At 32.3% G+C, this 12,804-nt stretch carries 11 protein-coding genes; 4 read left to right on the forward strand and 7 right to left on the reverse strand.

The window, feature by feature from the left end; translation table 11 throughout:
• Positions 1-2 precede the first annotated feature (2 nt).
• The 3 genes from thrA to HXZ69_RS03340 form a co-directional block, all read right to left on the reverse strand.
• Positions 3-2,456, reverse strand: a complete 2,454-nt coding sequence (gene thrA, locus HXZ69_RS03330) for a bifunctional aspartate kinase/homoserine dehydrogenase I (protein WP_286494979.1) — start codon at positions 2,454-2,456, stop codon at positions 3-5.
• A gap of 216 nt (positions 2,457-2,672) precedes the next feature.
• Positions 2,673-3,101, reverse strand: a complete 429-nt coding sequence (locus HXZ69_RS03335) for a hypothetical protein (protein WP_147280028.1) — start codon at positions 3,099-3,101, stop codon at positions 2,673-2,675.
• Between the two features lie 153 nt (positions 3,102-3,254).
• On the reverse strand, positions 3,255-4,046 hold the full coding sequence (locus tag HXZ69_RS03340; protein WP_221854722.1) for a DUF2797 domain-containing protein: 792 nt from the start codon (positions 4,044-4,046) through the stop codon (positions 3,255-3,257).
• Positions 4,047-4,098: 52 nt separating this feature from the next.
• Between HXZ69_RS03340 and HXZ69_RS03345 the strand changes: the two genes are divergently transcribed.
• From HXZ69_RS03345 to HXZ69_RS03360, 4 genes are all read left to right on the forward strand, one after another.
• Entirely contained in the window at positions 4,099-5,610 is a 1,512-nt protein-coding gene (locus tag HXZ69_RS03345) for a GH3 auxin-responsive promoter family protein (RefSeq protein ID WP_286494981.1), read from the forward strand.
• 180 nt (positions 5,611-5,790) lie between these two features.
• Positions 5,791-8,262, forward strand: a complete 2,472-nt coding sequence (locus HXZ69_RS03350; protein WP_286494982.1) for a phosphoenolpyruvate carboxylase — start codon at positions 5,791-5,793, stop codon at positions 8,260-8,262.
• Positions 8,263-8,292: 30 nt separating this feature from the next.
• Entirely contained in the window at positions 8,293-8,841 is a 549-nt protein-coding gene (ruvC, locus tag HXZ69_RS03355; protein ID WP_125348885.1) for a crossover junction endodeoxyribonuclease RuvC, read from the forward strand.
• Between the two features lie 54 nt (positions 8,842-8,895).
• Positions 8,896-9,954: a glutaminyl-peptide cyclotransferase gene (locus tag HXZ69_RS03360; protein ID WP_286494984.1), complete on the forward strand. Its 1,059-nt coding sequence runs from the start codon at positions 8,896-8,898 to the stop codon at positions 9,952-9,954.
• Positions 9,955-10,062: 108 nt separating this feature from the next.
• On the opposite strand, the gene HXZ69_RS03365 is transcribed toward HXZ69_RS03360, so the two are convergent.
• From HXZ69_RS03365 to HXZ69_RS03380, 4 genes are all read right to left on the reverse strand, one after another.
• Positions 10,063-10,560, reverse strand: coding sequence for a hemerythrin domain-containing protein (locus HXZ69_RS03365; protein ID WP_221854727.1), 498 nt, complete (start codon positions 10,558-10,560; stop codon positions 10,063-10,065).
• A 60-nt stretch (positions 10,561-10,620) separates the two neighbouring features.
• On the reverse strand, positions 10,621-11,055 hold the full coding sequence (locus HXZ69_RS03370; protein WP_286494986.1) for an RrF2 family transcriptional regulator: 435 nt from the start codon (positions 11,053-11,055) through the stop codon (positions 10,621-10,623).
• Positions 11,056-11,194: 139 nt separating this feature from the next.
• Positions 11,195-11,779 carry a 50S ribosomal protein L25/general stress protein Ctc gene (locus HXZ69_RS03375; protein WP_038336278.1) on the reverse strand — a complete coding sequence of 195 codons (585 nt, stop codon included), beginning with the start codon at positions 11,777-11,779 and terminating at the stop codon, positions 11,195-11,197.
• Between the two features lie 45 nt (positions 11,780-11,824).
• Positions 11,825-12,760 (reverse strand): ribose-phosphate pyrophosphokinase, encoded by a 936-nt coding sequence (locus HXZ69_RS03380; protein ID WP_038336277.1) that lies wholly within the window; start codon positions 12,758-12,760, stop codon positions 11,825-11,827.
• Positions 12,761-12,804 lie beyond the last annotated feature (44 nt).

Below are 12,804 nucleotides of genomic sequence, written 5' to 3' on the forward strand. Positions count from 1 at the left end.
TTTTATCGTATTGAACTTATATTAACTAAATCTGCAAAAACGCCAGCTGCTGTAACTTCTGCACCAGCTCCAGGTCCTTTCACAACCAAAGGACGTTCCTTGTAACGCGCTGTTGTAAAAGAAATAATATTATCGCTTCCAGACAAGGCATAAAACGGATGTTGATTATCCACCAATTCTAACGAAATTGATATTTTTCCATCTTCTAAAATCCCGATGTAACGAATCACTTTCTGCTCCTCATCTGCTTGATGTTTTATCTTTTCGAAATAATCATTTTCGTTGACTAATTCTTGATAAAAATCTTCTACAGTTGCAGCTTCTAAACAAGATTTAGGCAAAATAGAATCGATTTTTACATCTCCCGCTTCAATTTCGTAACCATTGTCACGAGCAAGAATCAACATTTTTCGCATAAAATCTATTCCACTCAAATCATCGCGAGGATCTGGTTCTGTATAACCTAATTCTTGCGCTTTTTTTACAATTTCGGCAAATGTATTTTCACCTTTAAAATGATTAAATATATACGAAATTGTTCCTGATAAAATTGCTTCAATTTTTAAGATTTGATCTCCACTCATTCTTAAATCTTTCAACACGCTAATAATTGGTAAACCTGCTCCAACATTCGTTTCATAAAGGAAATCAATGCCATATTTTCGAGCAGTTTCTTTCAATTTTTTATACTCTTGATAAGAAGATGAATTCGCAATTTTATTACATGTTACAACCGAAATACTGCTTTCAAAAATTTGTTTGTAATAATTTGGCAAATCAGAACTCGCAGTATTATCTACAAAAACACAATTTGGTAAATTATACTGTTTCATTTTTTGGATAAATTCATTCAAATCAGCTGGAGAAGAAGAATTTTCTAATTCATTTTTCCAATTCGATAAATTAATTCCGTTTTCATCAAACATCATTTTTTTTGAATTTGATAATCCAACCAATTTTATTTCGATATCATTATTTTTTGCTAAAAAATCTTTCTGTTTTTCTAATTGATTTAAAAATGTCGACCCAATATTTCCTACTCCAACATTGAAAACATGAATTGTTTTTTTCAAATGATTAAAAAACGCATCATGTACCGCATTTAAAGCTTTTGACAAATCATTTTCGTTAATCACAACCGAAATATTATACTCCGAAGAACCTTGCGCAATCGCTCTGACATTGATTCCATTTCGTCCTAATGCATAAAATAACTTGCCCGAAACACCAACCATTTTCTTCATGTTTTCTCCAACAATTGCAATAATTCCGAGATTTTCTTCAATTTCAATTGGTTCCAACCATTTTACTGCAATTTCCAAACAAAACTCTTCTTCAATTAATTGCTTTGCTTTTTCGACTTCATTATGATGAATGGCAAGCGTGATACTATGCTCTGACGAAGATTGCGTAATCAACACAATGTTGATATGATGTTGCGCTAAAAGTGAAAAAAGTTTTCCACTAAAGCCCAATTTGCCAACCAAGCCGCTTCCTTTTATATTGACTAATGCAATATCTTTGATCGACGAAATTCCTTTAATTGGATAATCTGTTGGTTGCGAATCGAACTGAATTTTTGTTCCCTCAAAATCCGGTTGAAATGTGTTTTTAATTAAAATCGGAATTCGAAGTTTAAAAGCTGGAGCCATTGTTGGCGGATAAATCACTTTCGCACCGAAATACGACAATTCCATCGCTTCTGTATACGATAAATTTTCTAACGAAAAAGCTTTGTTCACAAAACGAGGATCCGCCGTCATCATTCCATTTACATCTGTCCAAATTTCAATTTGTTCTGCATGTAAAGCCGCACCAATCAAAGCCGCAGTGTAATCAGAACCTCCTCTTCCCAAAGTTGTCACTCGTCCTTCTTCATTAGCAGCAATAAACCCTGTTACAACTAATAATTTATCCGAATAATCTTTTGCTAATTGTTGAATATTCTGAAACGATTTTTCCTCGATAACATTCGCTTGACCAAAATTATGATCAGTCAAAATATAATCTGATGCATTAATCGCCAATGAATTTCCAACATGCTCTTGCATTACTTTTGCTATTAATAAAGCACTACATCTTTCGCCGAAACTCAAAATCAAATCTTTTGTTTGAGGGCTTAATTCTTTCAGAATTTCCACCCCTTCTAATAATGCTTCCAACTCATTCATCAACAATTTTAATTTTGTTAAAATCGGATTTTGATTCGGCACATCGATTAAAGCTTTTACAATTTCGAAATGTTTGTCTTGAAAAAGTTTTAAATCATTTTCATCAAAATTTCCTGATGAAGCTTCTTCAGACATTTTGGTTAATAAATTGGTCAAACCAGAAATAGCAGACACAACCAAAATAATCGAGTTATTTTGTTGCTTTTCCTGTTTAACAATTTCTACGACCGCGCGAATACCTTCTACCGATCCGACTGATGTTCCTCCGAATTTTAAAACTTTCATAATTTAAATTTTGATCATAAAAAAAGCATCTTCCTTTTGAGAAGATGCTTTTGCATTATTTTTTTAGAATTAAATACATAACAAAACTCCTCTAAGTGTGAACACTAGAAGTCGTCGTAATTGAAATGATTGTATCTAATCCGTTTTGTTTCATTATTGATAACGAATATACAAACTTTTTCAATAAATCATTACGTATTTATTCTTTTTTTATATTTATTTCACCGAATCCTTTTTTACAGCCAATGAATCATTTGGTTCAGCAACAGGTTTTACATCACTTGCATAGCCAACAACAATTCCGTCTAGTTTATCAATTTTTCGTACTTTAAAAGTTTCTGTACCTTCTGCTCCTTTAAAAGATACTTTATAAACTGCTTCGTAAACTGTTTTGTCACCATCTTCAAGAGGCGTCATTTTCTCAAAGTTGTAGACATCAACTGGCCCATATTGTTTAACCACCGCATTCAAATCATCCACATTTACGCCTTCTACTTTCGAAAAAAGTGAATCTGGCTTATCTGCTCTGTATTTGTAAACATCTAAAACTGCTTCTTTCACCTTATAATCTGGCAAATCTGATTTTTTATTACATGCTGTTAAAGCCAAAATACCACCAACCATAAGTAATGCACTTGCTTTCATAATTCCTATTTTTTGTGTTAATTGATTATAACTAATGTAAAAATAAATAAGATAAAAAACAAGTATTTTTATTGAAATCAAATAGATAGAAACAAAAAAAGTCGATTCTGTTACAAAATCGACTTTTGAATATATTTTATTGTAAAATAAATTTTACACTTTAAAATTCACATAAAAACCTTCGTGACCTCGAACATTGAAAACGGTATTGTCTTCAAAAATCAAGTATTGACCTTTTATTCCTTTCAAAACACCTTCTATTTCTGGCGTTTTTTTCAAGTTTAATGATTTTACTTTTTCTGGATAAGATAAAACTGGATAGTCTAACTTCCAAACTTCTGGCTCATCAACCAAAAATTGTTGAAAATCTGGATTCACTTCATTTCTGATTTCGTGATACTTTTCAAACAAATTAATTTCTGGCACATCATTTTTCAACATTCTTTGCCAATTTGTTTTATCTGCAATAACATTTTTCAACGAAACCTCTATCATTCCAGCTTCGTAACGATTATCCGTTCGTGCAATAATAATAGCTTCTGATGCTCCTTGATCGATCCAACGAGTCGGCACTTGAGTTAAACGTGTTACACCAACTTTTATTCCCGAAGAATTTGCCAAATACACAATATGCGGTTGCAATTCGAATTTCGTTTCAAACTCTAAATCACGTTGCGCAATTCCCAAATGTGCTGTAGAAAGTTCTGGATTGATAATACTTGGATTAGCTTCTGGAACTGTAAAAAAACAATTTTTACAATATCCCATCTGATAAATCTCTTTGTCCTCGTGACAGTTTAAACATTCGTAATGATCAAAGTTAATCTTGATTTTTTTTCCTAACAATTGATTCATAACAATAAAATCATTCTTGAAATTCCAATAATAATTGATTGGCGTTCCATTTTCAGTTGTCATTTTACGAATTTGTCCTTCAAACTGCATCTTGCTAAAAAAGTTTAATTAATTTTGTGTAAATCTACAAAACTTTTAGCGGATGGGAATAGTCAATAAGATTATGGAAATTATGATGCGTAGCCGAATGAATATCATCGAGGAAAGTATCAAAAATCCAGTTGGTACGCAACAACGTGTGTTATTTGAGAATATCAAAAAAGCCAAATCGACTATTTACGGAAAAGAATTTCATTTTGACGAAATCAAAACGACACATAAATTTCAAGAGCAAGTCCCTGCAGTGCATTACGAGGATTTTCAACCTTATATTGAATTAGCAAGAAAAGGTGAAAAAGATGTTACTTGGCATGGAAAAATAAAATGGTTTGCGAAATCTTCTGGAACAACAAATGCCAAAAGTAAATTTATTCCGATTAGTAATGAATCCTTAGAAGATTGCCATTACGCAGCAGGAAAAACAATGTTTGCATTGTATTTAAACGCTTATCCCGAAACGGATATTTTTATGCACAAAAACTTAAGAATTGGTGGAAGTAGTGAACTTTATCAAAAATATGATACGCGTTTTGGTGATTTATCAGCTATTCTGATTGATAATTTACCTTTTTATGCAGAAATGAAAAACATTCCAAATCGTGAGATTTCTCTAATGTCTGATTGGAATGTAAAGATGAATGCTATTATTAATGCAACAAAAAATGAAGATGTTAGTTCTTTAACTGGTGTTCCTTCGTGGATGTTAGTCGTTTTGAATAAATTATTAGCCGAAACTGGAAAGAATTATTTGGACGAATTGTGGCCAAATCTCGAAGTGTTTTTTCATGGTGGAATCAGCTTCAAACCTTATGCAGAAAATTATAATTTAATTACTCAGAAAAAATTAAATTATTTCGAATTATATAATGCTTCCGAAGGTTTTTTTGGAATTCAGGATCAATTAAATAGTAAAGAGTTGTTGTTATTATTAGACAACGGAATTTTTTACGAATTTATTCCAATGGAAGAATTTGGTTCAGAAGCTCAACGATTTTTAACGATTAAAGAAGTTGAAGTTGGTAAAAATTACGCCATGGTAATTACAACAAATGGTGGTTTATGGCGTTATATTATTGGTGATACGGTTCGATTTACCTCAACTAATCCACACAGAATTGTTGTTTCTGGACGAACAAAACATTATATCAATGCATTTGGCGAAGAATTGATGATAGAAAATGCAGAAGAAGCTTTGAAACGTGCTTGTATGCAAACAAATTCAATTGTTTCTGAATATAGTGCTGGTCCAATTTTTATGCAAGGAAAAGAAAAAGGCGCTCACGAATGGATGATAGAGTTTGATAAAGAGCCTGAAAATTTTGAGCAATTTATTGATTGTTTAGATAAAGGTTTGCAAGAAGTTAATTCCGATTACGAAGCAAAACGTTACAATAATATGACACTTAATCGACCGATTGTACACAAAGCACGCACAAAATTATTCATCGAATGGATGGCTTCAAGAGGTAAATTAGGTGGACAAAATAAAGTTCCTCGTTTATCAAATACAAGAGACTTTATTGAACCATTAATTGAATTAAATAATCGATCATAATAAAAAAGAGAATCAATATGATTCTCTTTTTTTGGTTTAAAATAAATAGGATAATTACCTCGAAACAAGTAAATTTACTATTAAGAGAAAAAATACCTATTAATGCGAAGTACGAATTTATCTGAACTTAAATTCCACCAAATTGTGGAAAATAAGTTTCAAATTTACAACAGTCTCTTTATGAGTCTTCCCTACGAAAAAATGCAAAACATCGGATCATTGATTCCGTTTTTGTATGATGAAAGTCAAAAAGGTTTACCCGAAGGTAAATCACCAAATGAAATCATCAACAATTTTTTTGAGAAATACACTGATTTAAAAACCGAACAAGAGCAAATCGATTTGATGTTTCGAATGATACAATACATCGAGCGACAAGTTGTTTTGTTTGATAGTATCGAAGATGCTGCATTTCCGTCATTACATTCCGAAAATGAAAAAGGAAGTTTGGAAAGCATTTATCATATTGCACAAGCGCAAGGTAAAATGGAGCAAGTAAAAACCAGAATCGAAGATTTTGTAACAAGAGTTGTTTTTACAGCCCATCCAACGCAGTTTTATCCAACAAATGTTCAACAAATTATTCAAGATTTACGCGACGCAATTCAACAAGATTCGGTAAGTAAAATTGATTTATTGTTGCAACAATTAGGAAAAACACCTTTTATCAACGAAGAAAAACCAACTCCTTACGATGAAGCTGTTTCTATTATTTATTATTTGAGAAATGTATATTATCAAACAATTGGACGATTATACAACGAAATCAACCAATTGTTTTTTACAGAAAGTGAACCTCTAAAATCTCCTGTTATTCAATTAGGTTTTTGGCCTGGAGGCGATCGCGATGGAAATCCGTTTGTAACAGCAGAAATTACATGGAAAGTTGCAAGTTTATTGCGTACAAGTATCTTAAAAAATTATTACAATCATCTTAAAATTGTTCAACGTAGATTAACATTCAAGCATGTTACAGAACCTTTAAAAGCGTTGAGTAATTTGATTTACGAAAATATGTTCAATGAAAATGGAACAATTACAATTGATGAAATCAAAACGCGCTTACAAACGATTCGTACAATTTTAATTGAACAACACAATGGTGTTTTCTTAGATATTTTAGATGATTTTATCACACGTGTTGATATTTTCGGATTGCATTTTGCTTCTTTGGATATTCGTCAAGATTCGCGTGTTCATCAAAAAGTGATTAACCGAATTGTTGAAAAATATACTGGAATTAATCTGAAAGATTTAAGCGAAGCAGAACAAATCGAATTGTTAATAAATCCGTCTTTTACAGCTAAACCAGAAGATTTTGAAGATGATATTGTGATTGATACAATCAAAAATGTTTATCAATTAAAAAAAATTCAGCAACGAAATGGTGAATTAGGTGTTAACCGATACATTATTTCAAATTCTGAAACCATTTTCGATGTTTTAAATGTTTATGCTTTATTCAAATTTTGTGGTTATCAAGACGATGAAATTAAGTTTGATATCATGCCACTTTTCGAGACGATTAGAGGTTTAGATGGTGCTGAAAATACGATGAATAAATTGTATAATTTACCTATTTATGCGCAACATTTAGAACGTAGAAAACAACGTCAATCGATTATGTTAGGTTTTTCGGACGGAACAAAAGATGGTGGTTACATCAAAGCGAATTGGGAAATTTATCGTACCAAAGAAATCCTTTCGAATGTTTCGGATAAAAATCAAATCGAAGTTATTTTCTTTGACGGTCGTGGTGGACCTCCTGCGCGTGGTGGTGGAAAAACGCACGAATTTTACGCTTCTCAAGGGAAAACAATTGCGAATCACGAAATTCAAATTACAATTCAAGGACAAACAATTACGTCGAATTATGGAACAATGCCGCAGGCAAAATATAATTTTGAACAATTGTACACAGCTGGTATTATTTCGGATGTTTTCTCGACAAGCACAAGTCAGATTTCGCCAGATGAGCGAATTTTGATTGATAAATTAGCCACAATTAGTTATCAGAAATACGAAGATTTGAAAGCGCATCCTTCATTTTTACCTTATTTAGAAAATATGAGTACGCTTAACTATTATGGAAAAACGAATATCGGAAGCCGTCCGAGTAAACGAGGTGGTGATAAAAAATTAGAGTTCGATGATTTGCGTGCTATTCCATTTGTGGGTTCTTGGAGTCAATTAAAACAAAATGTTCCGGGATATTTTGGTGTTGGAACAGCTATAAATGAATTGAAAAAACAAGGTCATTTAGAGGATGTAAAAGATTTATTCAAGAATTCGAGCTTCTTCAAAACATTGATCCAGAATAGTATGATGTCGATGGAAAAAACTTATTTTCCATTAACATCTTATATGAAAAATGATCCTGAATATGGTGAATTTTGGAATATTTTGCACGATGAATTTGAATTATCAAAAGCATTATGTTTAGAAATTTCGGGTTACACAGAATTGATGCAAGACGAACCATTGAACAAATCTTCGGTACAAATGCGCGAAAAAATTGTGTTACCATTATTAACGATTCAACAATTTGCGTTGAACAAAATTCATCATGAAAGTGAGTTCAAATCAATCTATGAGCAAATTGTGATGCGTTCGTTATTCGGAAATATTAATGCGAGTCGAAATTCGGCTTAATTTTCAGAATATCTTAATACCTTCGCAACGATGGAAAAGATTATTTTAGGGATTGATCCTGGAACAATGGTGATGGGTTTTGGTTTGATTGAAGTCAAAAATAACAAAATAAAGTTGATTACTTTAGACGAATTGTTGTTGCATAAACTTCCGAACCAGCAAACGAAATTGAAAAAGATTTTCGAAAAAACTTTAGCCATTATCGATCAATATCATCCTGATGAATTAGCCATTGAAGCGCAGTTTTTTGGCGTTAATGTTCAGTCTATGTTAAAACTTGGACGTGCACAAGGCGTTTGTATTGCCGCTTGCCTGCATCGCGATATGCCTGTGGTAGAATATGCGCCAAAAAAAATTAAGATGGCGATTACTGGAAACGGAAATGCATCAAAAGAACAAGTTGCGGGCATGTTACAACATTTACTTGGTTTGAAAGAAATTCCGAAACGTTTGGATGCCACAGATGGTCTTGCCGTTGCGGTTTGTCATTATCTAAATTCGGGTAAAACAACTGGGACGTCAAATTCTTATTCGAGTTGGGATGCCTTTGTAAAAAATAATCCGAATCGAACAAAATAAAATATATTTGTAGTAGAATTAGCAACCTAATTCGTAAAACATAAAACACATCAAATGAAAAAATATTTAATCGCAGCATCAGTTTGTGCAACAGTTTTCTCTTCAGTGTTATTTTCTTGTAAAGATTCGACTGGAAAAAACAATACTGCAATCACTGAAATTGTTTCGAAAATTGAACAAAACAAATACAAAATTGGCGACAAAATCGATATTCCTTTAACTAATTTAGATGGAATTACGAAAGTTATTGTTTCGGTAGATGGACAAGAAGTTCCTGCTGATTTTACGATTGACGGAAAAACAATTGGATTAGGAAATCATACGGTTAATTTGAAATTCTTCAAAGGAGAAGAAGAAACAAATTCGCGCGATTTTACGTTTGTGGTTTATGCAAATGAGCCGGCTGCGCAATGGAATTATGAAATTGTAGGAACTTATCCACATAATCCAGATTATTTTACGCAAGGTTTTTATTTCAAAAACGGAAATATTTTCGAAGGAACTGGACTTCGCGGAGGAAAAACACGTTTGATTGAATATAAATTGGGGGCAACTGAACCTACAAAATTATATCAAATCAAAGACGATGTTTTTGGAGAAGGAATTACAGAACTGAATGGTTTTATTTATCAATTAACATGGCAAGATCGTGTGATTTATAAATATGATTTAAACTTTAATCAAGTTGAAAAATTTGATATGCCAGCTCAAATTATCGAAGGTTGGGGAATTACAACAATTGGAAAAGAATTGGCCATAACAGAAGGTTCTCAACGTATTCATTTCTTTGATGAAAACTTTAATTATCTAAGAACTGTTCAAGCTTTTGACAGTCAACAACCATATAGTTATTTGAATGAAATTGAATACCACGATGGTTTAATTTATGCAAATGTTTACCTAAAATCTGGACATGCAGATAACAGTAATATTGTGGTAATTGATCCGCAAACTGGCGCTGTAAAAGTAGAGTTTAACTTCGCTGAATTGAAAGGAAAACAAGGAAATCCGCAAGCACAAGAATTGAACGGAATCGCTTTCAAAGACAACGGAAATATGTTATTAACAGGTAAAAACTGGGATAAAATATTTGAAATTAAGATTAAGAAATAATTTCCTTAACACATAAAAAAGCAAAAAGCTCGACCTGCAAAATCGAGCTTTTCTTTTTCAAAAATCATCTAAAAAATTATAAGTAAAAATTTATGGTTATGAAAGATCCTATAACCAAAATTGATCTTTCCAATCTGTGTTAGTTAAAAGTGAATTAAATTGTTCTTTAATTACTTTTAACTTTTTTTGTGTTGCATTTTTCTCAAATTCAGGAAACATTTGTTTCTCCTCAAATCTGATGTGCAAATCCAATTCTTCTTCGATATAAATCAAACTTTTCATCGGATTTTTTGCATCTATTTTGAACAAGCGTCTCAAACGTCTATGTTCTTTCAATGCTCTTTTTACCAAGTAATGATCTTCATCTAAAAGCGAAAACAAGTAATTTTCTTCTATCTCAAATTTTTTGAATAATACTTTTTCCCCATACCAATTTACATAATCAACAATTCGTTGAATATCGACTCCTTTATCTATTCCAGCACGAATATTCCAACAAAAAAATAATGTTTTATGATGCCTTTCGCACGCTTCATTTAGATTTACTGTTACAGTATAACTCATCTGAGAAGCAGTTGTTTGAGGAAGTTCTATTAATAGGTTCATTGTTATAATTTTTCAATTCGGATAATCGGATATTTTTATCTTATTTTTAATCAAATTTTTTTAATGCTTAAGAAAAGCAATTCCTTTCTCTAGATCATCAATCAAATTAAACATCGATGTCTTTTCTAGCATACCTCGCAAATCATTACGAATTGCAAAAACACGGCTATGTAAAGCACAAGGTTTGTTAGTATCGCATTCTACTAAACCTAAAATGCAACTATGATAAAGACCATCTCCGTCAATCGCTTTGATGATATTCACTAATTTGATATCTTCTAAATGCGCTGCATCCATTTGGAAACCTCCCATTTTTCCTTTGACAGATGAAATCACATTTGCTTTAACTAATTGTTGAAGAATTTTGGCTGTGTAAGCTTCTGGAGAATTAATAGAATTTGCAATTTGTTTTAAATTGACTCTCTTTCCTTCTACAGATTCTTGTGCAATAAACACACAAGCCTTAATTCCATATTCGCACGCTTTAGAAAACATTAATTTCTTTTATTCATTATAAATTATGAAGCAAATATACAACTAATTTTAAATCGGACAAATTTATCTTATTAAATTTTTAAAAATAAAAAAACCACTCAAAAATGAGTGGTTTAATATTATCTGAAAAGAAAATTTCTTAATCTTCGTCTTCGTCTTGATCAGCATCCTTAACTGCGTTACGAGAAGTACGAATAGCTACTACTACTGCGTTATCTGGATGAGCGAATGTGTAGTTATCATTTTTCAATGTTTCTACATACATTTTGTGACCAATTCTCATTGGAGTGATATCGATTTCGATTTCGTCTGGTAAGTTTGCTGGAATAGCACGAACTTTTAATTTACGCATATTGAAACGTAAAACCCCACCAGCTACTAAACCACGAGCACGTCCTACTAAACGAACTGGAACTTCCATAGTTACTGGTTTGTCCTCGTTTAATTGGTAAAAATCTACGTGTAAGATTTTATCCGTTACTGGGTGAAATTGGATGTCTTGTAAAATTGCTTGAATTTTAGCTCCATCAGCTAACTCGATAGTTGCTGTATGAGCATCTGGAGTGTAAACTAATGATTTGAATGCTTTTTCATCAGCTGAAAAGTGGATAGGCTCTCCAGAACCGTAAACCACACAAGGTACTTGTTCAGCATTACGTAGGTTACGTGTAGCCACTTTACCTAAGTCTTCTCTTTTTACACCTTGAATTGTAATTGACTTCATAATAATATGTATATAATAAAAATAATTTAATATTTAGTTAAACCACTAGATAACAAAACGTTGACTAATAGATTTGTTGCTATGTACTAGATGCATAACATCAGCAAAAAGCGGAGCGCAAGATAATACTTTTATTTTAGATACGGAAGTATTTTTTAATGGAATACTATCAGTTATAGCAATTTCCGTTAATAGAGAGTTATCAAGACGCTCATAAGCTGGTCCAGATAAAACTCCATGCGTTGCAATCGCACGAACAGATTTTGCTCCTTTTTCCATAATCAATTCAGCCGCCTTTGCAAGTGTACCCGCTGTATCAATCATGTCATCCACTAAAATAACATTTTTACCTTCAACCTCACCGATTAACATCATGCTATCAACTTGGTTTGCAACTTTACGTTCTTTGTGACAAATTACGATATCTGCATTAAGGTATTTAGCATATGTATTTGCACGTTTAGCACCTCCCATGTCTGGAGAAGCAATACAAATATTATCTAAGCCTAAACCTTTAATGTATTCAACAAAAATTGTTGAAGCAAATAAATGATCAACAGGAACTTCAAAAAATCCTTGAATTTGATCAGCGTGTAAATCCATAGTCATTACACGAGTTGCTCCAGCTGTCATTAACATTTTTGCAACTAATTTTGCTCCAATTGGCACACGTGGAGCATCCTTACGATCTTGACGAGCAAAACCAAAATAAGGAATAACAACTGTAATACTTTTAGCAGATGCGCGTTTTGCTGCATCACACATTAAAAGTAATTCCATTAAATTGTCTGTTGGTTGCATTGTAGAACCAATTAAGAAAACGCGAGCTCCGCGAATTGGCTGTTCAAAAGCGGGTACAAATTCTCCGTCGCTAAATTCTACAATTTTAGATTTACCAAGTTCTTGACCATATTGATCGGCAATTTTTTGTGCTAATTCTAATGATCCTCTGGTCGAAAAAAGAAATGCTGATTGTTCCATTGTTTGTTTTGGGAAATATTTATGCAAAAATAATTTAAATGATT

This window comes from Empedobacter sp. R132-2 (assembly GCF_030324375.1).
Classification (GTDB): domain Bacteria; phylum Bacteroidota; class Bacteroidia; order Flavobacteriales; family Weeksellaceae; genus Empedobacter; species Empedobacter falsenii_B.